The 23,132-nt window shown below is 52.5% G+C and carries 21 protein-coding genes; 12 read left to right on the top strand and 9 right to left on the bottom strand.

Annotation, left to right across the window (positions count from 1 at the left end; translation table 11 throughout):
* The first annotated feature begins 252 nt into the window (after positions 1–252).
* A complete protein-coding gene (locus M1D91_RS12510; protein WP_437432879.1) occupies positions 253–2,409 on the top strand; it encodes an AAA family ATPase in 2,157 nt (718 codons plus the stop codon).
* Positions 2,406–3,719 (top strand): McrC family protein, encoded by a 1,314-nt coding sequence (locus M1D91_RS12505; protein ID WP_437432878.1) that lies wholly within the window; start codon positions 2,406–2,408, stop codon positions 3,717–3,719. Before M1D91_RS12510 ends, M1D91_RS12505 begins: the two co-directional genes overlap by 4 nt.
* Positions 3,720–4,898: 1,179 nt before the next feature.
* Here the strand turns inward: M1D91_RS12505 and ychF are convergent.
* Entirely contained in the window at positions 4,899–5,993 is a 1,095-nt protein-coding gene (gene ychF / locus M1D91_RS12500) for a redox-regulated ATPase YchF (protein WP_437432877.1), read from the bottom strand.
* Positions 5,994–6,118: 125 nt separating this feature from the next.
* Positions 6,119–6,703 (bottom strand): aminoacyl-tRNA hydrolase, encoded by a 585-nt coding sequence (pth, locus tag M1D91_RS12495; RefSeq protein ID WP_437432876.1) that lies wholly within the window; start codon positions 6,701–6,703, stop codon positions 6,119–6,121.
* 275 nt (positions 6,704–6,978) lie between these two features.
* Between pth and ychH the strand changes: the two genes are divergently transcribed.
* Both ychH and M1D91_RS12485 read left to right on the top strand, forming a co-directional pair.
* On the top strand, positions 6,979–7,254 hold the full coding sequence (gene ychH / locus M1D91_RS12490; protein ID WP_437432875.1) for a stress-induced protein YchH: 276 nt from the start codon (positions 6,979–6,981) through the stop codon (positions 7,252–7,254).
* Between the two features lie 115 nt (positions 7,255–7,369).
* Entirely contained in the window at positions 7,370–8,419 is a 1,050-nt protein-coding gene (locus tag M1D91_RS12485) for a MerR family transcriptional regulator (RefSeq protein WP_437432874.1), read from the top strand.
* Here M1D91_RS12485 and dauA read toward each other — a convergent pair.
* From dauA to lolB, 4 genes are all read right to left on the bottom strand, one after another.
* Complete coding sequence (gene dauA, locus M1D91_RS12480; RefSeq protein ID WP_437432873.1) at positions 8,414–10,093, bottom strand: C4-dicarboxylic acid transporter DauA; 1,680 nt, start codon at positions 10,091–10,093, stop codon at positions 8,414–8,416. The genes M1D91_RS12485 and dauA overlap by 6 nt on opposite strands.
* A 122-nt stretch (positions 10,094–10,215) precedes the next feature.
* Entirely contained in the window at positions 10,216–11,163 is a 948-nt protein-coding gene (gene prs / locus M1D91_RS12475) for a ribose-phosphate diphosphokinase (RefSeq protein ID WP_437432872.1), read from the bottom strand.
* A gap of 140 nt (positions 11,164–11,303) precedes the next feature.
* Positions 11,304–12,158: a 4-(cytidine 5'-diphospho)-2-C-methyl-D-erythritol kinase gene (gene ispE, locus M1D91_RS12470; RefSeq protein ID WP_437432871.1), complete on the bottom strand. Its 855-nt coding sequence runs from the start codon at positions 12,156–12,158 to the stop codon at positions 11,304–11,306.
* A complete protein-coding gene (gene lolB, locus M1D91_RS12465) occupies positions 12,158–12,781 on the bottom strand; it encodes a lipoprotein insertase outer membrane protein LolB (RefSeq protein ID WP_437432870.1) in 624 nt (207 codons plus the stop codon). Before lolB ends, ispE begins: the two co-directional genes overlap by 1 nt.
* Positions 12,782–12,982: 201 nt before the next feature.
* Here lolB and hemA point away from each other — a divergent pair, with 201 nt between their 5' ends.
* The 6 genes from hemA to kdsA are packed head-to-tail and all read left to right on the top strand — an operon-like array spanning position 12,983 to position 18,301.
* Positions 12,983–14,239: a glutamyl-tRNA reductase gene (gene hemA / locus M1D91_RS12460; protein WP_437432869.1), complete on the top strand. Its 1,257-nt coding sequence runs from the start codon at positions 12,983–12,985 to the stop codon at positions 14,237–14,239.
* 36 nt (positions 14,240–14,275) lie between these two features.
* Positions 14,276–15,358 (top strand): peptide chain release factor 1, encoded by a 1,083-nt coding sequence (prfA, locus tag M1D91_RS12455; RefSeq protein WP_437432868.1) that lies wholly within the window; start codon positions 14,276–14,278, stop codon positions 15,356–15,358.
* The gene (gene prmC / locus M1D91_RS12450; protein ID WP_437432867.1) at positions 15,358–16,197 is read left to right on the top strand and encodes a peptide chain release factor N(5)-glutamine methyltransferase; all 840 of its coding nucleotides are present in this window, start codon (positions 15,358–15,360) and stop codon (positions 16,195–16,197) included. The genes prfA and prmC overlap by 1 nt, the downstream gene beginning before the upstream one ends.
* Positions 16,198–16,204: 7 nt before the next feature.
* Positions 16,205–16,597 carry an invasion regulator SirB2 gene (sirB2, locus tag M1D91_RS12445; RefSeq protein WP_437432866.1) on the top strand — a complete coding sequence of 131 codons (393 nt, stop codon included), beginning with the start codon at positions 16,205–16,207 and terminating at the stop codon, positions 16,595–16,597.
* A 3-nt stretch (positions 16,598–16,600) separates the two neighbouring features.
* Positions 16,601–17,410, top strand: a complete 810-nt coding sequence (gene sirB1, locus M1D91_RS12440) for an invasion regulator SirB1 (protein ID WP_437432865.1) — start codon at positions 16,601–16,603, stop codon at positions 17,408–17,410.
* Between the two features lie 36 nt (positions 17,411–17,446).
* Positions 17,447–18,301 (top strand): 3-deoxy-8-phosphooctulonate synthase, encoded by an 855-nt coding sequence (gene kdsA / locus M1D91_RS12435; protein ID WP_437432864.1) that lies wholly within the window; start codon positions 17,447–17,449, stop codon positions 18,299–18,301.
* Positions 18,302–18,402: 101 nt separating this feature from the next.
* Here kdsA and chaA read toward each other — a convergent pair whose 3' ends face one another.
* Positions 18,403–19,497: a sodium-potassium/proton antiporter ChaA gene (gene chaA, locus M1D91_RS12430; protein WP_437432863.1), complete on the bottom strand. Its 1,095-nt coding sequence runs from the start codon at positions 19,495–19,497 to the stop codon at positions 18,403–18,405.
* A gap of 268 nt (positions 19,498–19,765) precedes the next feature.
* On the opposite strand from chaA, the gene chaB reads away from it, so the two are divergent.
* Together chaB and M1D91_RS12420 are read left to right on the top strand one after the other, a co-directional pair.
* Entirely contained in the window at positions 19,766–19,996 is a 231-nt protein-coding gene (gene chaB, locus M1D91_RS12425) for a putative cation transport regulator ChaB (RefSeq protein WP_437432862.1), read from the top strand.
* Between the two features lie 175 nt (positions 19,997–20,171).
* Positions 20,172–20,867 carry a gamma-glutamylcyclotransferase gene (locus M1D91_RS12420; RefSeq protein WP_437432861.1) on the top strand — a complete coding sequence of 232 codons (696 nt, stop codon included), beginning with the start codon at positions 20,172–20,174 and terminating at the stop codon, positions 20,865–20,867.
* 8 nt (positions 20,868–20,875) lie between these two features.
* Here the strand turns inward: M1D91_RS12420 and M1D91_RS12415 are convergent, their stop codons facing one another.
* Positions 20,876–21,121, bottom strand: a complete 246-nt coding sequence (locus M1D91_RS12415; RefSeq protein ID WP_437432860.1) for a DUF1883 domain-containing protein — start codon at positions 21,119–21,121, stop codon at positions 20,876–20,878.
* Between the two features lie 213 nt (positions 21,122–21,334).
* On the bottom strand, positions 21,335–23,119 hold the full coding sequence (locus M1D91_RS12410; RefSeq protein ID WP_437432859.1) for a methyl-accepting chemotaxis protein: 1,785 nt from the start codon (positions 23,117–23,119) through the stop codon (positions 21,335–21,337).
* Positions 23,120–23,132 lie beyond the last annotated feature (13 nt).

Below are 23,132 nucleotides of genomic sequence, written 5' to 3'. Positions count from 1 at the left end.
TCACTGCAGTAAGAGCTGGCTTAGCCGTTCCCTGCCTATATCTATATCTGCGAGTTCTTCCGGCAGTTGGCTTAAAATGAGCCTGGCGCGGGGTAAGTCTACTGAAAGTGTGCTGGTGGTAGCCTGGCAGTAAACGTTGCTGTCCATGAGGTGAAATAAATGCTGTTCTGACACACAGTATCCTTGTTGACTCTCCCATTATCCAGGATGATAGCAGCCAGTGAGTCAACCTTAATTGATAGGACATCGGGAATGCTCGAAGTTGAATTTCGGGAATGGTTGGAAATCAGAGGCGCTACATCACCAACGGGCCTCAACTCTCGTATTTATGCTGTCAAAACTATCGAAAAAAATCTCGCCGCGCTGGGCTCTCCTCATGCAGATCTGGATTCAGCCTACAAGGCGGATGGGTTTGCGCAATTGCGAAAGCGGATTAAAGAAATTCGCCGTGATGCTAAACACAACGGTGACGAATATCGGTTGCTAATGCCTGAATCAGAGCGACCGATTAACCGATTGTCCAACTGGAATAGCTGGCTCGGGCAATATGGACGCTTCCTGAGCGGTGATAACTCTCAGGCCGACGAAATTCGGGATTATGTCCTTGAAAACTACATCACACCAGCCAGAGAGCGGGGTGACTCCAGTGTCACTTTAGTAGTTGGTCCTCTGAATACTGAAATGGGTCTCGACAAGGGATGGCCGAACATCTGTCAGGCTCTTGATGGTCAAAAATTTCAGGAGCTAGCGGATGTTCCCCCTCCGGTGACGGAGGGGCCTAAAAAGAGCACAACCCGGAAATATACGTTCATCCTTACGAAAGGAAGCGAACTGGTGGCCCATAATAAACCAACTCCGACTAACCTTATTTTTTACGGTCCTCCTGGTACCGGAAAGACCTATCACACGGCGAGTGAAGCTGTAGCGCTCTGTGATGGCAAAGACGCCTATCCGAACTCAAAAGATGGGCGTGCGGCCCTGATGGCGCGCTATAACGAACTGATGGCAGAAAAGAGGATCTCTTTCGTCACCTTCCATCAGAGCTATGACTACGAAACCTTCGTTGAGGGCCTTCGCCCAGAAATCGGTGAAGATGAGTCTTCGTCTGCAGGATTCAGACTCATGCCTACGCCGGGGCTCTTCAGAGAAATTTGCGCCCTTGCTGATCAGGCTAGAACACAACCCCGTGCACAGACGGATGCCTCGGCACTGCAACTGTCCCAAAAACGCTTCTGGAAAATGGGGCAAGGGACAATCGGCACCGAAGACGATGTGTATGAAGATGCTCGCGACAACGGGTATATCGCACTGGGTTGGGGTGGGACCATAGACTGGAGTGCGGATAGATTTTCATCGTTCCACGCGATTCATGATGAATGGATCAAGCAAAATCCTGGGAACCTGACGCCTAGTAACTGGACGCAAACCTATCCTTTCCGTTGCGAAATGAAGCCTGGTGATATCGTGATTGTCCCTTATGGGAACACTGCGTTTCGCGCTATCGCTGAAATCACTGGTGATTACTATTTCGTTCCTGAAGCCGAAGGTTACTATGCCCACCGCCGCCCAGTTCGCTGGCTACTAACTCTTGATGAACCACTGCCACTCGATACCATTATCGATGGTGACTTCACCATGCGAAAGCTCTATTCCATTGCCACCAGTTGTGTGAATATCCCGGCGCTAGGCAGACTGCTTTCGAGTACAGAGAATCTGGATAATAGTTCCGATGTAAAAGGGCAACCAGAACAGTTCGTCCTCATTATTGATGAGATCAACCGGGCAAATATCTCGAAAGTGTTCGGTGAACTGATTACGTTAATTGAGCCAGATAAACGTCTGGGAATGCCTGATGCACTCACCGTAACTCTGCCTTATTCGAAAAAGAAAGATTTTGGCATCCCCGCCAACCTTCATATCATAGGCACCATGAATACCGCCGATCGATCCATCGCATTGCTCGACACAGCATTAAGACGGCGATTCAACTTTCGGGAAATGGCTCCCGACGCGACCTTGCTAAGTGAAGTCGAGGGGATCGATCTCAAAGCTGTTCTGAATACCATCAACCAGCGAATTGAATATCTTATAGGCCGGGAATATCGCATTGGACACGCCTTTTTTATCAATTGTGAATCCAAGGCACAAGTTGAAGATGCAGTGCGCAATAAGGTCATACCGCTGTTACAAGAGTATTTCTTCGAGGACTGGAGCCGAATCGCGGCAGTGCTGGGCGATGGTTTTATGCAGGAAGAGCAGATTTTACCGCCACCCGGAATAGAGGGGGAACCATTATCAAGCTGGTCGGTACGTGCACCGTTCAGAAATGACGCCTTTGATCGACTGATAGGCAAAGCCAGGACGTTAAATGTCACCGCTCTTGAGGTGGCTGGTGAATCGAAAGAATGACGCACCTCACGGTTCGCGAATGGGGTGCTGTTTATGTGAGCACGGAAAGCAACATAAATGCTCCTCATGCTTTTACTCGCCCTCAGGCTAACGCGCTGCTTACGGCGGCGCGCGAGCATCCGTTGGCAAATCGGCACGGTAGCAATATCTTAATCGATCGCCATAACAAAATTATTGCCGGGCAAATGGTTGGGGTCATTGCCGCTCCGGGATGTAGCCTTGAGATCCTGCCTAAATTCGACAACGAGACGAGAGAACCGGACGCCACAATACGCAATCGCCTGATACGTATGCTTGATGTCGCCCTCGGCCTTAAACTCGGCAATGGACAGGCTGCAACAATGGCGAGACAAGCTGAAAGCTTGCTAGAGATACTTATCCGCTTGTTCGCCGATCTACTCTTGTCTGAAGTACATCGGGGATTACCGCGCGCCTATTTGGCACAGGAAGACGATTTGCCCTCATTGCGCGGAAGGCTCAATATCAAACGACAATTCACTACGCTTGCCGTTCGCCCTGACCGTCTCGCCTGTCGTTACGACGTTCTATCGGCTGATACCAGCCTACTTCGAATTATGAAGGCGTGTGTAGTTTTACTTCACCATTATGCCCGAGCTGCTGATACGCTTCGCCGTCTGAATGAATTACGTATCCTGCTGGCGGGTGTTAGCGATGTCCCCTTGAGTCACCTGCCTTGGCCACAGGTGCGGATCGACCGAACCAATCATCGCTGGGAAGCACTCTACAATCTCGCACGTCTTCTCCTGCGACGCGACTGGCAGGCTACACACCACGATAAGCGAGCGCAGAACGGGATTACACTGCTTTTCCCGATGAACGATCTGTTCGAGGCATATATAGCGGCACTGGCGAAGCGTGCTGTACGCGGTACGGAATGGACGGTTCGTGCGCAGGCAGGCAGATTATACTGTCTGATCGAGGACGCAAAAGAAGGCACACCACGCTTCCAGACCCGTCCGGACCTGCTTATCGAGCAGAACCATCAGATTGTTATGATCATAGATACTAAATGGAAGCGTATCGGACATCATTCTGAAAATGCAAAAGGCGGCGTATCACAAGCCGATGTCTATCAGATGATGGCCTACGCCCAGCTTTATCACTGCCCGAAAGTCATGCTCCTCTATCCACATCATGCAGGTTTGGGAGATCAGATATTGAATGCAGGCTATAGGATTTTAGCGGGCGAAGAACGGTTGCAACGATTACAGGTGGCGAGTGTCGATCTGATTCCCGATGAAGCCGACATTGTCGAGCAATTAATTTACCTCATCACCATCAACACATAGAGGGAATAAGTAATGACACTGATAAACCTTGAAACTTGGCAGCCGCAATAAATCATGTCCATACTTACATCAACACTTTAATGCGTGACAATAGGCCGGATTTTAGTTTAGGTATAAAGGGGACAGACCGAAGGGTAAGACGTCTGCTTTGAGCGAAAAGCGGCGCCTGGCAGATGCAAATCGGGTCTAGGTGTATTTCCACTGAAAAGCGGCTGGCGGTTCTGATGGTTTACGTGGCAGGCCGGGATTTATGGAAGACCTAAACGTCTGAAAGAGAGCCTATCCTATACCGACATCTATATGGCGGATCTTGCAGGCGTGGCCAGCAATAGCTAATGGCGTAAATACATCGGCGGCGAGAACCCGCGCGCGATTTCTCTACATATCCTCTTCTACCTGGCGGCCCAGTTGGCGCTGAGCAACGAGGAACTGAATAAGACTGTGTCCAAAATGTTTGAGATTGGGGCATCTGTCAAATAACTGTAAATTTCTACTGCTGACAATTCATTATTTGCTTTAGCTCTTGCAACAGCAGGGGAATAATTGTCTTCTACTTCTTTCCGTAACCACAGGATTAATAATGAGTATTCAGCGATGTGAAGTATATCTGCTCATCAGAGAGCTGGCTGGTGACCAGGTGATATATGTTGAAAGTATTAAAGCTACCTGCAATTACTTTTTTTGATGGTCATGTCCGGGCAAACACAGCCTCAGGCGGTTCAGCTAGTTTTATTCCTTTCCTACCCAATGAGCATCCTGTATAGCTTTTTCATATGCCAAATGAAAGAAATAACAGATGGCAGGCTGCTTTTAGTAATTTCGGCTGCTGGCCTGAGTTTGGGGAAACTCAACTGGAATACTTCATTTTCGTCGGTACCGCGACCGCACAATTGAGCTGATGCGTGAAGGCGTGGGGCGTACATGGGAAACTATTGATGGCAAGTGCCAGTTGTGCGATGGCGAGTTTAACGAGCCTGGTATATTTATTAAACCGTTATTGTAATCACTTAAAATGAAGATGAAAGAATGTTGTACACATCAATGTACTCATTCTTGACTGCGTTGTTACGAGATGAGTTGAGACTTTATAAAATAAAAAATCCACGCAATTGCGTGGATTTTTTTGTTTTTGTCATTTTCATGAGATTTGATGAAACCTCATGAGATAACAAAACTTATTTAGACGTTGAACAGGAAGTTCATGACGTCGCCATCTTTAACCACGTACTCTTTACCTTCAGCACGCATCTTCCCGGCTTCTTTAGCGCCTTGCTCACCTTTGTAGGTGATGAAATCTTCATAGGCGATAGTCTGGGCGCGGATAAAGCCTTTTTCGAAGTCGGTGTGAATTTTACCGGCGGCCTGTGGTGCGGTAGCGCCGACAGGGATAGTCCATGCACGCACCTCTTTCACACCAGCCGTGAAGTAAGTTTGCAGGTTCAGGAGTTCATAACCGGCACGGATCACACGGTTCAGTCCCGGCTCTTCAATCCCCAGCTCTGCCATAAACTCTTCGCGGTCAGCATCATCTAGCTCGGCAATATCAGACTCAACGGCAGCACACACCGCCACTACCACGGAACCTTCAGCAGCAGCAATTTCGCGTACTTTATCGAGGTACGGGTTATTTTCAAAACCGTCTTCGTTGACGTTGGCGATGTACATTGTCGGCTTCAGCGTCAGGAAGCTCAGATATTTAATGGCAGCCTTGTCTTCTTCCGTCAGATTTTTCAGCGCACGCAGCATGCCAGCGTTTTCCAGCTGTGGCAGACATTTTTCCAGCGCGGCTTGTTCCGCTTTGGCATCTTTATCACCGCCTTTGGCTTTTTTCTGCACGCGGTGCAGGGCGCGTTCGCAGGTATCCAGATCGGACAAGGCCAGTTCGGTGTTAATAACTTCAATGTCGTCTGCCGGATCAACTTTGTTATTTACATGGATAATGTTGTCGTTTTCAAAGCAGCGAACCACGTGACCGATGGCCTCGGTTTCACGAATATTGGTCAGGAACTGGTTGCCCAGACCTTCACCTTTCGACGCCCCTTTAACCAGGCCGGCAATATCGACGAATTCCATCGTGGTCGGCAGGATACGCTGTGGTTTAACGATCTCTGCCAGTTTGTCCAGACGCGGATCGGGCATCGGTACGACACCGGTGTTCGGCTCAATGGTACAGAAGGGGAAGTTAGCCGCTTCGATACCGGCTTTGGTGAGCGCGTTGAACAGGGTGGATTTACCTACGTTGGGCAGGCCAACGATACCGCATTTGAATCCCATAATGTAATTACCTTAATTTCTGAATAATCAACCTGTTAGATGAAACAGATTGTATAAAAGTTGATAACTCTGCCTATTATACACGTAACCGTTGTATCGCGCGGCATAAATGCCAACCGGGGGGCTTATTGCGCTTTGAAGGTATGGAGTCGGCTGGTGGCTTTGGCCAGGCCGTCCTTAAGCCATAACTCTGTACAACGCACCGCTTCATCTACCGCTTCGTCAATCAATTTTTGTTCTGAAGCTGGTGGCTTACCCAGTACAAAACCAACAACTTTGTTTTTATCGCCCGGATGGCCAATTCCAAGGCGTAAACGGTGGAAGTTGGGGTTATTACCAAGCTTACTGATGATGTCTTTTAAACCGTTATGCCCGCCATGCCCGCCGCCGAGCTTAAACTTTGCCACGCCTGGCGGCAGATCCAGTTCATCGTGTGCCACCAGGATCTCATCCGGGTTAATGCGATAGAAGGTCGCCATTGCCGCAACGGACTTACCGCTAAGGTTCATGAAGGTCGTAGGGACCAACAGGCGTATATCTTCGCCCGCGATATTTATTCGTGAAGCGTAACCAAAAAATTTCGGCTCTTCGCGCAGCGGGGCACGTAAACGGTCTGCCAGTAGATCCACATACCACGCGCCGGCATTGTGGCGCGTGGCTGCATATTCAGCCCCCGGGTTCGCCAGCCCGACAATCAGTTTTATCGTCACTTTCTTTTCCTGACCAGGTCAATAACCAGCGCGTAGTTTACGTTGTGCATCGCCCGAAAACAAAGTCCTCGGGTCGAAACGGCAAAAGGGGAAATGATTTCAGAAATGAACCATTAGAATTACATGCATTTCATGGGCTTATTTGTAAACTTATGTTGCCTCAATATGAGTAAATGTGATCCTAACCGCAATCAGCTCATACCGCACTGACTATACTTTACCCAATCATTGAGTGGGGTTATTCCTGTTCAACCCATCGTTCCGGAGGTGACACTATGAAACGCAAAAACGCTTCGTTACTCGGTAATGTACTCATGGGCCTGGGATTAGTGGTAATGGTCGTCGGCGTGAGCTATTCCGTGTTAAATCAGCTGCCTCAACTTAATTTACCCCAGTTTTTTGCCCACGGGGCTATCCTGAGTATCTTCGTCGGGGCCGTGCTCTGGCTCGCCGGCGCGCGTATTGGCGGCCACGAACAGGTCTGCGATAAGTATTGGTGGGTACGTCATTATGATAAACGCTGCCGCCGTGACGGTCACGGTCACCACTAATTCGCGATGGCGCAGAAGCGGTTTCCACTGGAAACCGTTTTTTTTGGCTTTTATATTGACCCTAACGTAACGTCAGGCCTGAGAGTCTGGATTGTGGGGAAGATAAGGAGCCGTCATGTTAATTCAGTCAGGTGTGCTGGCGCGTCGCGCAGGTATCACCGTTCGCACACTGCATCACTATGAATCGATCGGACTGCTTATCCCTTCCGCCCGAAGCGCTGCCGGGTATCGCCTGTACAATCTTAATAATGTGAAGCGTCTGCAAAGAATACAGGTGCTCACGAAAGCAGGTATGACCCTGGCAGCTATCGCGGATTATCTGGCAAAGGAGACGCGTCCTCTGGATGCTCTGCTCAACGACCAAATCACACTGCTTGATGCGCAAATGCGTAATATTCAGACGCTGCGTGAGCAACTGGTAACGTTACGGGATGGGTTGTCCGGCGGCGCTGAACCTGATCTGGAGTCCTGGTTACAGACGCTGGAGTTAATGAAAATGTACGACCGCTGGTTTAGTGAAGAAGAGTTAAAGGCGCTGCCATTTGTGAGCCATGATGAAGCCCGTATCCAGGAGTGGACGGCGATGGTTAAGGAGGTGCGCCGTCTTATGCAGAGCCGTTGCCCGGTGAATGACCTGCGCGCAATGGAACTTGCCACGCGCTGGATGACACGGCTTGAGGAAGATACGGCAGGTCGGCCGGATTTCCTTACCCGTCTGAATGAGATGCATATGGTTGAGCCGCAAATGCGAGAACAGACCGGCATCGACGAGGCGGTTATCGATTACATCACTCGCGCTTTTGCTGAAAGCAAGTTCGCCATCTGGCAGCACTATTTATCTGAGCCGGAGATGGCCTTTACCCGGGCTCACTATTTTGACCGCATGATGGCGTGGCCACCGCTGGTCGCACGTCTGCACCAGGCAACGCGGGATGCACTGGCCCCTCACTCTGATGAGGCGCAGGCACTGGCGGAAAACTGGCTTGCGCTCTTTGAGTCTTATGCCGGAACGGATCCGCAGACTCAGCAGAAATTCCGCCTGGCCATGCAGCAGGAGCCGCATCTTATGAAAGGCACCTGGATGACGCCTGCGGTACTGCACTGGCTGCAGGGCGCGATTGAGGTAATGATGCGCAAACGTTGTTGCGCATCCCACGCATCATAAATCAGCTAACGCCGCCTCACGGTCTGGCCAGAAGGACAATCGCCCAGGGATGGGTTGAATGCCGGCACGGGCCATCGTGCGCAGCGGCTGAAATTCAAGATTACTTACGCGAAGCTCGGTACCTTCCGGCAGGCGTTTAACGAAACGCTGGAAGGCATCAAGCCCTCCGGCATCCAGCACCGGGACCGCATCCCACTTCAGTACCACAATGCGTTTGCCTTTGATGCGCGATTCAAGGTCGGTAAAGAGGCCGTCAGCGGCTGCAAAGAACATGGGGCCAATCACCCGCAGCACCAGCACATCGGCAGGCACTTCAGCACTGACCGGTGCGAGGCGAGTCATGCGGGCAATGCGCCGCATAAACAACAGCGAGGCAAGAACGATACCAACGCTGATGGCGATAACCATATCGAACAGCACGGTGAGCGACATGCAGATGAGCATAACGATAATGTCGTCTTTCGGTCCCCGACGCAGAAGGTTCACAACCTTATGCGCTTCGCTCATGTTCCACGCCACCATCAGCAACAGAGCTGCCATTGCTGACAGCGGTAGCCAGGAGAGCAGGGGGGCGAGAACCAACAGGGCCAGTATGACCAGTATCGAATGAATAATGGCGGCAACCGGCGACGTCGCCCCGGCGCGCACGTTCGCCGCAGAACGGGCAATCGCGGCGGTTGCGGTGATACCCCCAAAGAAGGGGGCGATGATATTACCCAGCCCCTGGCCAATCAACTCACTATTGGCTTTGTGGCGCGTGCTGGTCATGCCGTCGAGCACTACCGCGCAGAGCAGCGATTCAATCGCGCCCAGCATCGCCATCGAAAAGGCGGCGGGTAACAACGCCTGCAGTGACGCCCAGCTCAACGTAAAAGTGGAGTCGGGCAGGTTCCAGGGTAAAACCAGTTGCGGTAACAGTTGTGGAATGCCGTTGCCCTGACTGCCATCGGCAAGCACATAATGAAACTGTGAACCAATGGTGGCGACCTGCCCCCCCAGAAGATTGACGACGCCCATCACGGCGCAGCCTGCCAGCAGGGCCGGCAGATGCCCCGGTAAACGAATACGCAATCGCGGCCATAATATAAGCGTACCTAAGGTAATAATACCGATGGCGGCATCACCGGGGTTAAAGGTCGGCAACGCCATCCCCAGTGCCCCGATTTTTTGCAAATAGTGTTCGGGCATATGGGGCACCTGCAGACCAAGAAAATCTTTAATCTGCATAGTACCAATGGTGATGCCGATACCTGAGGTGAATCCCAGCGTGACTGACAGTGGGATGTATTCAATCAGCCGCCCAAAGCGGGCAAGGCCAAAGAGGATCAGAAACAGGCCGGACATCAGTGTCGCAACGAGTAATCCCCCCAGGCCAAACTGCTGGGAAACGGGATAAAGAATGACGACGAACGCCGCGGTTGGTCCGGAAACGCTATAACGAGAGCCACCGGACAGTGCGATAACAAACCCGGCAATAGCGGCGGTGTAAAGCCCATACTGGGGTGCGACGCCGCTGCCAATCGCCAGCGCCATCGCCAGCGGAATGGCAATAATTCCCACGGTCACGCCCGCAATGACATCGCGGGTAAAACGCGCCACGCTGTATTTTTCTTTCCAGCAGGCTTCAATCAGCGCACTGAAAGGCATGACATGTGAGGAAAAGAGTTTATTCATAGCGATGTTCTTCCCTGCGTAAACATCAGTTAGACAAAACAGACACCTGGTTTTAATAAGTCATACAAATAAATTACAACAATAAAAAAACCCGCCGTAGCGGGTTTCTGTGCCGATTTCTGTTAGTGTTCAAACATTGCAGAAATGGATTCTTCGTTGCTGATGCGACGAATCGCTTCGGCGAGCATGCCTGACAGTGTCAGCGTGCGGACTTTTTCCAGCGCTTTGATTTCAGGCGTCAGCGGGATGGTATCGCAGACGATGAACTCATCAATCACAGAGTTTTTGATGTTCTGGATGGCATTGCCGGAGAAGATAGGGTGTGTGGCGTAAGCAAATACGCGTTTTGCACCACGTTCTTTCAGCGCTTCTGCGGCCTTACACAGCGTACCACCGGTATCGATCATGTCATCAACCATAACGCAGTCGCGGTCTGCAACATCACCGATGATATGCATCACCTGAGAGACGTTCGCGCGCGGGCGACGTTTGTCAATAATTGCCATGTCAGTGTCGTTCAGCAGCTTGGCGATAGCGCGAGCGCGAACAACACCGCCGATATCCGGGGAAACAATGATAGGGTTATCGAGGTTTTTCTGCAGCATATCTTCGAGCAGGATAGGGCTGCCGAATACGTTATCGACCGGAACGTCAAAGAAGCCCTGAATCTGTTCAGCATGCAGGTCAACGGTGAGGACGCGGTCAACGCCAACGCTGGAGAGGAAATCAGCCACGACTTTAGCGGTGATAGGCACACGAGCAGAACGCACGCGGCGATCCTGACGAGCATATCCAAAGTAAGGAATAACAGCGGTAATGCGGCCTGCGGAAGCACGGCGCAGCGCATCAACCATAACGACCAATTCCATCAGGTTGTCGTTAGTTGGAGCACAAGTGGACTGGATGATGAAAATATCACCACCGCGTACATTTTCGTTAATTTGTACGCTGACTTCGCCGTCGCTAAAGCGACCTACGGCGGCGTCGCCGAGAGAAGTGTACAGGCGGTTGGCAATACGTTGTGCTAGTTCCGGGGTGGCGTTACCAGCAAAAAGCTTCATATCAGGCACGAGAAGAACCTCAGGCATGCGTCCATTGATGAAAAGAATAAGCCAAAAACTGTGCGGGCCAGGCAATATTCCCTTCAGGCGGTGTATTAAAGAGCGCGATGCAACGTCTGGAACAAGGTGACGTTGTCACCGAAACTCAGCTACCCGGCACGTTTTCTGGAAAGTGGCGATAGGTTGACGCCCTGCGCCACAAAACCGGACAAACCCGCCGGGACTTGCTCTAACACCTGACGAGCAGCAAGCTCTGTGTCAAATTCAGCAAAAACACAAGCTCCGGTGCCAGTCAGGCGCGACGGCGCGTATTCTAACAGCCAGATGAGCGCCTCATCAACCTTACGAAAACGTTTTCTTGCGATAACCTCGCAATCATTGCTGAATTCACATTTTAGTAACGTTTCGATTGACCGGGCGGGTGTGCTTCGTGGCAGTTCCGGATCGTTGAATATTACCGGGGTCGAAATATGCACGCCCGGATGCAGAACCAGATACCATTTTTCGGCAGGGTTAACGGGTGTGAGCTTGTCGCCCACCCCCTCGGCAAACGCAGAGCGCCCCCGCACGAAAACCGGCACGTCCGCGCCAAGGTTGAGACCCAGCGTTGCCAGTTCATCTTCGCTAAGTCCACATTGCCAGAGATGGTTGAGCGCCACCAGAGTAGTGGCTGCGTTAGAAGAACCGCCCCCCAGCCCTCCGCCCATCGGCAGACGTTTGTCGATACCAATGTCGGCACCGCTACCTGCCGGCAGACGGCCGGTCTTCTGCGCCGCCGCCATCAGTAAGCGGGCGGCACGGACAATCAGATTCTCTTCGTCCGCTACCCCCTCGACCGGATTCAGCAGGCGAATCACCCCGTCGTGCCGGGGGCTGATATGCAGGGTGTCACCATAATCGAGGAACTGAAACAGCGTTTGCAGATTATGATAACCGTCGGTCCGTCGACCTGTAATGTACAAAAAGAGATTAAGCTTTGCCGGAGAGGGCCACTGCGTCATCATTATTTGGCGATCCAGTTATCCATTTTCAGCTTGATGCGTTGGCCGCCATCGCTCAGCTCCAGATTAGAAGGCAGCGCTGGTTTGGTCTGAGTGTCATAGCCGTTGTAAACCACTTTCCAGTTTTTGCCGTTCTGGCTGTAGTTGACTTCACTCAGACGGAACTGGTCATCCAGCTTGTAATCTGTGGCGTCGCCCGGCAGACCCACAATCCACTGACGCAGGCTGTTGAGTGGAATAGGCATTCCGGTCAGCTTGCCAATCATCTCTTCGGCGTCATCAGCTTTATAATGTTGGCCTTTATTATCCACCAGCTCAACCGTACCCGGAGCGGCATTCAGTTCAAGCTCGGTGCTGCCAAGCGGGTTGGTCAACAACAGACGATAGCGCTCCTGCCCCGTCTGCTGCCAGAAGAAGCGGGCATAGACTTTTTGCTGATCGGAGATAAATGCAAAGGCACCCCGGGTCTGGAACTGATTCAGCGCACGCACCTCTTGCTGATGCTGACGCCACTGCGGCGCATCGGGACTTTTCCCTGGGCCTTTCGGGGCATTCAGGGTACAGGCGCTGAGAACGAGGCTTGCCAGCGGGAGCAGGCGGATGAGTCTGGAAGTCGGCAAAGTCATAGTAATGACACGTCCTTGAGATACGTTGCGGTTAATTGTCTTAATGCTAGCGCCAGGGGCTGGTAGCGTCTACGGTCAAGTTGTCTTAAATCATTAAATTACCGATTACTCCAAAAGGGGGCGCTCTCTTTTATTGACCTCGCTCATCCTGTATGATGCGCACAGTCTAACCTTATCAACGTTGGTACTATTCCCGCACTCATGACCCTTTTAGCGCTCGGCATTAACCATAAAACAGCCCCTGTTTCGCTGCGAGAGCGTATTACGTTTTCGCCGGAAACGCTTGATCAGGCGCTGGAAAGTCTGCTCTCGCAGCCAATGGTGCAGGGCGGTGTGGTGCTGTCGACATGTAACCGCACCGAGCTCTATTTAAGTGTTGAAGAACGGGATAACCTTCATGAGTCGCTTATTCACTGGCTGTGTGATTATCATCAGATCAGTGAAGAAGAGTTACGTAATAGCCTCTACTGGCACCAGGATAACGACGCCGTCAGCCATTTAATGCGCGTGGCGAGCGGACTGGATTCGCTGGTGCTTGGGGAGCCGCAAATTCTCGGCCAGGTAAAAAAAGCCTTTGCCGATTCCAATCGCGGTCACCTGAACGTGAGCGAACTTGAGCGCATGTTCCAGAAATCTTTTTCCGTCGCCAAACGCGTGCGAACGGAGACTGATATTGGGGCAAGTGCGGTCTCTGTCGCCTTTGCGGCCTGTACGCTGGCGCGGCAAATCTTTGAATCACTCTCCTCCGTTACGGTGCTGCTGGTGGGCGCAGGCGAAACCATTGAGCTGGTGGCGCGTCATCTTCGTGAGCATAAGGTCGAGAAGATGATTATCGCCAACCGTACCCGTGAACGTGCGCAGCTTCTTGCAGACGAAGTGGGCGCAGAAGTCATCTCGTTAAGTGACATTGATGCTCGCCTGAAAGATGCCGATATCGTGATTAGCTCAACTGCCAGCCCGTTGCCTATTATTGGTAAAGGTATGGTGGAGCGCGCCATGAAAGCTCGCCGTAACCAGCCGGTACTATTAGTGGATATTGCCGTCCCGCGTGACGTCGAACCCGAAGTCGGTAAGGTTGCTAACGCCTATCTCTATAGCGTTGACGATCTACAAAGTATTATTCAGCACAATCTGGCACAGCGAAAAGCGGCAGCGGTTCAGGCTGAAAGCATCGTTGCGCAGGAAACCAGCGAATTTATGGCCTGGCTGCGCGCGCAAAGCGCCAGCGAGACGATTCGCGATTACCGTGGTCAGTCCGAACAGATTCGTGACGAGCTTACCGCAAAAGCGTTGGCTGCTCTTGAGCAGGGCGGTGACGCACAAACCATCATGCAGGATTTGGCCTGGAAACTGACCAATCGCCTGATCCACGCACCAACGAAATCTCTTCAGCAGGCTGCCCGTGATGGGGACGATGAACGCCTGCATATTCTGCGCAACAGCCTCGGGCTGGAGTAGCACAACAACCTCTTATAACAGGGTGCATTTACGCCTATGAAGCCTTCTATCGTTGCCAAACTGGAAGCCCTATACGAACGTCACCAGGAAGTCCAGGCGTTGTTGGGTGATGCGCAAACTATTGCCGATCAGGACCGATTCCGTGCCTTATCGCGCGAGTATGCGCAATTAAGTGACGTGTCACGCTGCTTCACTGACTGGCAACAGGTTCAGGAAGATATCGAAACCGCGCAAATGATGCTCGACGATCCGGAAATGCGCGAGATGGCGCAGGAAGAGCTGCGCGAAGCGAAAGAGAAAAGCGAACAGCTTGAACAGCATCTGCAGATCCTTTTACTCCCCCGGGACCCCGACGATGAACGTAGCGCCTTTGTTGAAGTCCGCGCCGGGACGGGTGGCGACGAAGCCGCTCTTTTTGCCGGCGATCTCTTCCGTATGTACAGCCGTTATGCTGAATCCCGTCGCTGGCGCGTGGAGATCATGAGCGCCAACGAAGGTGAACATGGTGGATATAAAGAAGTCATCGCCAGGATCAGCGGCGAGGGGGTCTATGGCCGTCTTAAATTTGAATCGGGTGGCCATCGGGTTCAGCGCGTTCCCGCGACGGAATCGCAGGGGCGTATCCATACCTCCGCCTGTACGGTGGCGGTAATGCCTGAGCTTCCCGAGGCCGAACTGCCGGATATCAACCCGGCGGATCTGCGCATCGATACCTTCCGCTCCTCCGGGGCTGGCGGCCAGCACGTTAACACCACCGACTCCGCGATCCGTATTACCCACTTACCTACAGGCATAGTGGTGGAGTGTCAGGATGAGCGTTCACAGCACAAAAACAAAGCTAAAGCGCTGTCAGTACTGGGCGCGCGCATTCATGCCGCAGAGATGGAAAAACGTCAGCAGGCGGAAGCCTCCACCCGTCGTAACCTGCTGGGCAGTGGCGACCGTTCTGACCGTAATCGCACCTATAACTTCCCGCAGGGACGTGTTACCGATCATCGTATCAACCTCACCATTTACCGCCTGGACGAAGTAATGGAAGGTAAACTCGACGCCCTGATTGAACCTATCGTACAGGAATATCAGGCAGATCAACTGGCGGCGCTGGCCGGGCAGGAGTGATGGATTATCAGCGCTGGCTTCAGGAGGCGGTGACTCGCTTAACACAAAGCGAAAGTCCGCGTCGGGACGCCGAAATTCTGTTGGGTTTTGTGACCGGGCGGGCGCGTACCTTTATTCTGGCGTTTGGCGAGACACGACTCAGTGCAGATGAACAGCAGCAGCTTGACAGGCTGCTGGCGCGTCGTGTGCGTGGTGAACCTGTCGCGCATCTGATTGGTATGAAAGAGTTCTGGTCATTGCCGCTGTTTGTCTCACCGGCGACCCTCATTCCACGGCCGGATACCGAGTGCCTGGTTGAACTGGCGCTTCAGCGTTTGCCTGCTCATCCGGTGCGCATTCTCGATCTTGGTACTGGCACAGGGGCAATTGCTCTTGCGCTTGCCAGTGAACGCCCTGACTGTGATGTTACGGCGGTGGATGTCATTCCTGATGCGGTTGCGCTGGCAACACGTAATGCGCAGCATCTCGGTATCGATAATGTCACTTTTCAGGTAAGCCACTGGTTCAGCGCCCTTGAGGGGGCCAGTTTCGACGTGATCGTGAGTAACCCGCCCTATATTGATGAACGGGATGCACATCTTGACGTGGGGGATGTTCGCTTCGAACCTCGCTCCGCGCTGGTGGCAGCAAAAGAAGGGCTTGCAGACATTGCATGGATAATCGCACAATCAAAGCGCTTTTTACCTCCCGGCGGCTGGCTGTTGATTGAACATGGCTGGCAGCAGGGCGACGCCGTTCGCAAACACTTTTTTGAGAATGGCTATGAACAGGTGGAGACCTGCCGGGATTATGGCGATAACGATCGTGTAACGCTCGCTCGCCTGCCGTTACAGGAGTAACAGCGCAATGGCTGCGTATAACGTTCTGATTAACATACATTTGACGTCAGTTGTTCTGACCATTAGCCTGTTTGTCCTGCGCTACTGGTGGCGATTTACCAACAACCCGTGTGGCAACGCGCGCTGGGCGCGCATCGTGCCACATGCCGTCGATACGCTTTTGCTGCTCAGCGGCGTCGGCCTGGTTATCGCCACGCGCTATATGCCATTTACTGCAAACGGGGCATGGCTGACGGAGAAGCTGTTTGGCGTTATCATCTACATCGTTTTGGGTTTCATTGCGTTGGGGCGACGTCGCCCGCGCAGCCAGCAAACAGGTTTTATTGCGTTTTTGCTGGGGCTGGTGGTGCTGTACATCATCATTAAACTCGCCGCCACAAAGATACCGATACTGGGGTAAGACATGCGGTCGTTAGCCGATTTTGAATTTAACAAAGCGCCATTATGTGATGGGATGATCCTGATTTCAGAGCAGGTTCGTGACGACTTTCCGTCGCAGTTTGTCCAGGACGAACTGGAGCGATTGTTAAGTCTGGCGCGTGAAGAAATTTCTGAGCTTCAGCCGCAGGACTGGCAGCTGGAGAAACTTCTTGAACTGTTTTACGGGGAGTGGGGCTTCAAAGATACCCGTGGCGTTTATCGTCTTTCGGATGCGCTGTGGCTGGATAAAGTCCTCAAAAATCGTCAGGGCAGTGCGGTGTCACTGGGGGCGATTTTATTGTGGATAGCCGGTCATCTTGATATCCCCTTAATGCCCGTCATTTTCCCGACCCAGCTTATACTCCGCGCGGAGTGGATGGACGGTGAAATGTGGCTGATTAATCCCTTTAACGGTGACACACTGGATGAGCACACGCTGGAAGTGTGGCTGAAAGGGAACATCAGTCCTGTCGCGGAGCTGTTTAATGAAGATCTCGACGAAGCAGATAATGCCGAGGTTATTCGTAAGCTGCTTGATACGCTCAAATCAGCACTGATGGAAGAGCAACAAATGGAGCTGGCCTTACGCGCCAGCGAAGCGTTGTTACAGTTTAATCCAGAAGACCCGTATGAAATTCGGGACCGTGGTTTAATTTATGCTCAGCTTGAGTGCGATCATATTGCTCTCAACGATCTGAGTTATTTCGTTGAACAGTGTCCGGAAGATCCCATTAGCGAAATGATCCGTGCGCAAATCAATACTATCTCGCATAAACACATTACGCTGCACTAAAACCGATTTAATCGACACACTCTGTAAGGGAATTATATGACTCAAAAAGTGGTAAGCATTGGCGATATCAAGGTTGCCAACGATCTACCGTTCGTTCTGTTCGGCGGTATGAACGTGCTGGAATCTCGCGATCTGGCAATGCGCATCTGTGAACACTACGTTACCGTTACTCAGAAACTGGGTATCCCGTACGTGTTCAAAGCCTCTTTTGACAAAGCAAACCGTTCTTCAATCAAATCCTATCGTGGGCCGGGTCTGGAAGAAGGCATGAAGATTTTCCAGGAGCTGAAACAAGCTTTTGGCGTGAAAATCATCACTGACGTTCATGAAGCCAGCCAGGCCCAGCCGGTAGCCGATGTTGTCGATGTGATTCAGTTGCCCGCTTTCCTGGCGCGCCAGACTGACCTGGTTGAAGCTATGGCGAAAACCGGTGCGGTCATCAACGTGAAGAAACCACAGTTTGTCAGCCCCGGTCAGATGGGGAACATCGTGGATAAATTCGCTGAAGGCGGTAACGACAAAGTTATCCTGTGTGATCGTGGCAGCAACTTTGGTTATGACAACCTGGTTGTAGATATGCTGGGCTTCAGCGTGATGAAGAACGTCTCCGGTAATTCACCGGTTATCTTCGATGTCACCCACGCGCTGCAGTGCCGCGACCCGTTCGGTGCCGCTTCCGGTGGTCGTCGCGCCCAGGTTGCGGAGCTGGCGCGTGCGGGCATGGCAACCGGTCTTGCCGGTCTGTTCATTGAGGCCCACCCGGATCCAGCCAATGCAAAATGTGATGGCCCGTCTGCACTGCCGCTGGATAAACTGGAGCCGTTCCTGAAACAGATCAAAGCCATTGACGATCTGGTGAAGAACTTCGAAGAGCTGGATACCAGCAAGTAAGAAAAAAAAACCGCCCCGGCGGTTTTTTTATGGTCCATCCTCTTTCTCCAGGGGCGAGGCGTGATGAGAGGATCGGACCGCACCGGTCCGATCCCGTTTTATCAGGCGAAGATAGTCATCAGATAGGCTGCAAACAGCGCCAGATGTGCAGCGCCGTTCAGAACATTTGTCTTCCCCGTAGAGAAAGAGATCTGGCACAGCACCAGTGACGCCAGCATTACTACCAGCTCCGGTTTGCCTAAACCGAACATCAGGTCATTACCTGTCAGCCAGGCAATCAACGTCACTACCGGCACCGTCAGTGAGATGGTCGCCAGCACTGAACCGAAGAAGAGGTTCATGGCACGCTGCACCTGATTATTGAGCACCGCTTTAAGGGCACCCAGCCCCTCCGGCGAGAGAATCAGCAGGGCCACCAGGAAACCGGTGAACGCCACCGGAGCATTCATCTCCGTCAGGAGGTACTCCAGCGGGTTAGCATTCATTTTTGTGACGGCGATAACCGCAATCAGGTGTACCACCAGCCACGCCGTGTGCCACATGCTGCTATGGGCCGAGGGTTTGCCATGATGAGGATCGTCGCCGTCATCTTCGTGTTCGTAGACAAACAAGCTCTGATGGGTTTTCGTCTGAATGAGCAAAAACACGCCGTACATCGCCGCTGAAATCAGGGCAACCAACAGCGACTGACCGGTAGAAAAATTGCCACCCGGAAGCGCGACAGGGAAGACCAGCACAATGACTGCCAGGGGAAAGAGCGCGATTAAATACTGCTTTATGCCAAACAGATTAACGTACTGTGTGGCGAATTTTCGGCCACCCAACAACAGAGAAAAGCCCACCAGCCCGCCGGTAACAATCATAATAATGGAGTAGAGCGTATCCCGCATCAGGGTGGGGGCCGCGTCGCCGGTCGCCATTAACGCGGAGATCAGACTTACTTCAAGGATGACCACCGAAAGACTCAGAATCAACGAGCCAAAGGGCTCGCCAAGACGGTGTGCCAATACATCAGCATGACGTACCACGCTAAAAGCACTGGCTAAAATTCCAACCAGCGCCAGAACATTTATCCCGATAACCACTGACAGTGACTGGCTGTTACCCCAGAAAACCAGTACGGCCAGCGCCAGCGCCGGAAAAATCAGGCTGGACTCCTTATGGCGGGTCTTAACCGCCTCATGTGCTGTTGTCATTCTTATCTCCACTGAGAGCAGGTAGTTGTAATTATAGAAAGGAAAAGCGGGGCTAAAATAACAGACATCAAACGATATGAAGGGAATTTTTACTTTTATTTACTGGATGAGATGATTCTTATGTGAGAATTCTATTAATGCGTATTATTGGAAAAATTAACTTAATTTACATGAAGATATATTTTAATCGTGACAATAATCGCCGGTAATGTGGAAATGCGCTGGATTGGCGTCCAGACTTACCCTAAACGTCAATAAGGAGCAAACCATGCCATATAAAAAGAGAACCGATCTTCCTGATAACGTACTGCACGTGCTTCCGGCCCACGCTCAGGATATTTATAAAGAAGCCTTTAACAGCGCCTGGGAACAGTATAAAGACGAGGAGGATCGGCGTGGTGACGCCTCGCGCGAAGAGACGGCGCACCGTGTCGCCTGGGCTGCGGTAAAAAATGATTACGAGAAGGGTGACGACGACAAGTGGCATAAAAAGAAATAATTGTCTGAATATACTCATCCTTTTTTCGTACCGCCTGGAATAACGCACCGGCTGAGCGGTACCAGGCCATACGTGAGCTTGAAAACGGCCTGTGAATTGCATATCGTCACTGAAAAGCGCCATGAAGGCAGCAGTATAGTCGTCGCAAGGAAGCCTGCAGTGGCGGAGGTTGAAAGTGATTACTCGTGATTTTTTAATGAAGGCAGACTGTAAAACGGCATTCGGGGAAATTGAAGCCTCGCTGCTGTGGTCTGCGGAACAGCGCGCGGCGTCGCTGGCAGCAACCCTCGCATGCCGACCTGATGACGGACCAGTCTGGATTTTCGGCTACGGTTCGTTGATGTGGAATCCTGCTCTGGAATATGTTGAATCCTGTACCGGAACGCTTGTTGGCTGGCACCGGGCTTTTTGTCTGCGTCTGACCGCCGGTCGCGGCACGGCGTGCAACCCTGGGCGGATGCTTGCACTGAAAGAGGGCGGTCGCACCACCGGCGTGGCCTACCGCCTTCAGGAGAGCGCTCTTGATGAAGAGCTGATGCTGCTCTGGAAACGCGAGATGATCACCGGCTGTTATCTGCCCTGCTGGCACAAACTCACTCTGGATGATGGACGTACCGTCAATGCGCTGGTGTTTATCATGGACCCGCGCCATCCGCTTTATGAGTCAGATACCCGTGCCCAGGTCATCGCGCCGCTGATTGCCACCGCTACAGGTCCGTTAGGCACCAATGCCCAGTACCTTTTTTCGCTTGAGCAGGCGCTCATTAAGCTGGGTATGCAGGATGATTGTCTGAATGAACTCGCAGGAAGGGTACGTGTTCTGCTGGAAGGAAAAAAACCAGGCCCGGAACTGCAGCCTGGTTTTGCCTGAAACCGCAATCAGGCAGGAACGTAGCTGATTGAGTGCTCCAGCGTCTGGCTGTGGCTGTCGATCAGCACATTCCAGATACCACTGTAAGGTACGGCCAGATATGCGCTGGCGCGATTCTGGACGCTCAGTACATCCCGTTGAGCGGCGGACGCTTGACTCTTCTCGCTCATCAGATGGATATGACAATTCTCAGAACAGCGTACGACTACCGTATCCCCACCAAATAACTTCAAACTTGCCTTTACCAACGCCATTTTTTAACCCCGTCATTATCAACAACGCACTCCCTGCGGGAAGCTCCCGTGCGTGATGCAGTTCACAAATCACTCATGGCATAACACCAAACGCGAGCGAAGCGGATGCTGATTTTGATCAACTAATGGCGTAACGATTAAACAAAAATGACAATATTCGGTGGGGAAATAGGTCGGCGCAGTAAAGCGTGGCAAAACGGCGCCGACAAAAGATTAAATGCGGAAATGCCCTGCGGTTTCAGCAAGCTCGCCCGCCTGGGTCTGCAATGCCCCTGCGGCGGCGGCAGACTGAATCACCAGTTCGGCGTTTTGCTGCACCATGCGATCGAGGTCGATGACCGCATGATTAATTTCCTGCACGCCTTTCATCTGTTCGTTGGTCGCCACCGTAATCTCACGCATGATAACCGACACGCTGTCGATACTGGAGACTATCTCACCCATGCTCTCTCCTGCCAGACGCACGTAACGCGAGCCGGTTGCCACGCTTTGTGTGGTGGAGTCGATCAGCGTTTTAATCTCCTTCGCCGCCTGCGCGCTGCGGCTTGCCAGGTTGCGTACTTCGCCTGCGACAACGGCGAACCCGCGACCCTGTTCACCTGCCCGCGCGGCCTCCACGGCGGCGTTCAGCGCAAGGATGTTAGTCTGGAAGGCAATACCGTCAATCACGCTGGTAATGTCACCAATCCTTGCGGAGGCGACCTCAATGGATTGCATGGTGTTGATGGCCTGGGAAACAACCTGTCCACCACGCGAGGCGGCCTCAGAAGCAGTATGCGCCTGCGTGTTGGCCTGTGCCGCTGAGTCGGTAGACTGCGCAACGGAGGCGGTAATCTGCTCGACGGCACTGGCGGTTTCCCGCAGGCTTGAGGCAGCCTGTTCGGTACGCCCGGAGAGATCGCGGTTTCCAGCGGCAATCTCCTGTGCCGCCTGCTGAACCGAGGTGCTGGAATCGCGCAGTTTAACCATGACGACCGACAGCTTGTCGCTGAAAGCATTAAAGGCGTGCGCGATTTGCGCCACCTCGTCGTTACCCTGTTCCGGCAGGCGTTGAGAGAGATCATCCGTCCCGCTACTGATTGCATTCATCGCATCGCGGATGGTGAGCAACCGTTGCAGCATAGTGGCGACAATCCAGTGCATAAGCGCACCGGCAAGCAGCACCAGCACAACCAGCGAAATGGCAGAGGCTTTAAGTTGCGCGCGCAGGCCGGTGGTGGAGTCGGCACTGTCCAGCGCAACCAGCAGTTGCCAGTGGGTGCCTTTCACGTTACTGGCAAGAAACTCTTTGTCCTCACCCGCGAGCGTACCGTGAACCGATTCACCCGACAGCAACGCCGCTAACGGCACGCCATCGATGGCCTCGGTGAAGGGTTTGAGCGTCAGTTTTGGGTCACTGGCGGCAATGATGGTGCCGTCACTGTCGAGCAGCAGACCGCTGCTGTTCGGTGTAGGGCTGACTCCACGCACGTTAGCAACCACGCTGTCCATCGACACATCCCCCGACACCACGGCTTTCAGTGTGCCATTTTCTTTAACCGGTACGGAGAAGGTGACCACCAGCTTGCCGCTGCCCGCATCCACGTAAGGTGCAGTGACGACAGGGGCGTCAGCGCTGACGGCCTGCTGATACCAGGGGCGAATGGTCGGATCATAATCTGCCGGTACGCCGTCCGGGTTGGAGAACTTTGCCGTTTTCGTCGCATAGCCAACGTAAACGTTAATGAACCCGCCCGCCTGTGCCACCTGAGTAAAGACCGGAACAGGGTCATCAGTCAGCGCGACCTTTTGCAATGAGTTGATAGCAGTCATCTTGCTGTTGACCCAATCGGCGATGGCAAGACCATGACTGCTACTGGTGCTGGCGAGAATGTTTTGCTGCGCCTCCTGATTATGTTGGCGGGTTACCTGATAGTTAATGATGGTGTTAAGAAGCAGCGCAATGGCGAGACAGCCCGCCGTCGCTGTAATGATACGAGCACGAATGGATCTGAACATAGTTATAGTACCT

Source organism: Enterobacter sp. SA197 (genome assembly GCF_054131575.1).
The sequence above is the reverse complement of the archived record's forward strand: the minus strand, read 5'-3'. Positions and strand labels throughout refer to the sequence as shown.

Bases quoted from the DNA above. Each gene is read 5' to 3' on its own strand.
- M1D91_RS12510 (WP_437432879.1), top strand. From the start codon at position 253: ATGCTCGAAGTTGAATTTCGGGAATGGTTGGAAATCAGAGGCGCTACA.
- M1D91_RS12505 (WP_437432878.1), top strand. From the start codon at position 2,406: ATGACGCACCTCACGGTTCGCGAATGGGGTGCTGTTTATGTGAGCACG.
- ychF (WP_437432877.1), bottom strand. From the start codon at position 5,993: ATGGGATTCAAATGCGGTATCGTTGGCCTGCCCAACGTAGGTAAATCC.
- ychH (WP_437432875.1), top strand. From the start codon at position 6,979: ATGAAACGCAAAAACGCTTCGTTACTCGGTAATGTACTCATGGGCCTG.
- M1D91_RS12485 (WP_437432874.1), top strand. From the start codon at position 7,370: ATGTTAATTCAGTCAGGTGTGCTGGCGCGTCGCGCAGGTATCACCGTT.
- dauA (WP_437432873.1), bottom strand. From the start codon at position 10,093: ATGAATAAACTCTTTTCCTCACATGTCATGCCTTTCAGTGCGCTGATT.
- ispE (WP_437432871.1), bottom strand. From the start codon at position 12,158: ATGATGACGCAGTGGCCCTCTCCGGCAAAGCTTAATCTCTTTTTGTAC.
- lolB (WP_437432870.1), bottom strand. From the start codon at position 12,781: ATGACTTTGCCGACTTCCAGACTCATCCGCCTGCTCCCGCTGGCAAGC.
- hemA (WP_437432869.1), top strand. From the start codon at position 12,983: ATGACCCTTTTAGCGCTCGGCATTAACCATAAAACAGCCCCTGTTTCG.
- prfA (WP_437432868.1), top strand. From the start codon at position 14,276: ATGAAGCCTTCTATCGTTGCCAAACTGGAAGCCCTATACGAACGTCAC.
- prmC (WP_437432867.1), top strand. From the start codon at position 15,358: ATGGATTATCAGCGCTGGCTTCAGGAGGCGGTGACTCGCTTAACACAA.
- sirB2 (WP_437432866.1), top strand. From the start codon at position 16,205: ATGGCTGCGTATAACGTTCTGATTAACATACATTTGACGTCAGTTGTT.
- sirB1 (WP_437432865.1), top strand. From the start codon at position 16,601: ATGCGGTCGTTAGCCGATTTTGAATTTAACAAAGCGCCATTATGTGAT.
- kdsA (WP_437432864.1), top strand. From the start codon at position 17,447: ATGACTCAAAAAGTGGTAAGCATTGGCGATATCAAGGTTGCCAACGAT.
- chaA (WP_437432863.1), bottom strand. From the start codon at position 19,497: ATGACAACAGCACATGAGGCGGTTAAGACCCGCCATAAGGAGTCCAGC.
- chaB (WP_437432862.1), top strand. From the start codon at position 19,766: ATGCCATATAAAAAGAGAACCGATCTTCCTGATAACGTACTGCACGTG.
- M1D91_RS12415 (WP_437432860.1), bottom strand. From the start codon at position 21,121: ATGGCGTTGGTAAAGGCAAGTTTGAAGTTATTTGGTGGGGATACGGTA.
- M1D91_RS12410 (WP_437432859.1), bottom strand. From the start codon at position 23,119: ATGTTCAGATCCATTCGTGCTCGTATCATTACAGCGACGGCGGGCTGT.